Here is a 212-nt window from a genome sequence, read left to right on the forward strand (position 1 = left end):
GATACTTCTGTGTATGCATCCGTATTTTGCGTTGCATCTACTAAGTCTTCTGCACCAACAAGTGGTAATTCACTAATTGCAGCTAAATGTTTTACAACTGCTTCAATATATTCTGGATCTGCATTTAAGCCTGTACCAACTGCAGTTGCTCCCATGTTCACTTCATATAAGTGTTGACGTGATTGCTGAATTCGTTTCATATCACGTTCAAG

General features: G+C 38.7%; 1 protein-coding gene. It reads right to left on the bottom strand.

The features are described 5' to 3' along the window. Nucleotides 1-212, bottom strand: a 212-nt coding sequence (locus tag K5S59_RS29750) for a lyase family protein (protein WP_259653029.1), incomplete at both ends; no start/stop codon positions are given.

The organism is Bacillus sp. BML-BC051, assembly GCF_019656175.1.
Taxonomy (GTDB): Bacteria; Bacillota; Bacilli; order Bacillales; family Bacillaceae_G; genus Bacillus_A; species Bacillus_A mobilis.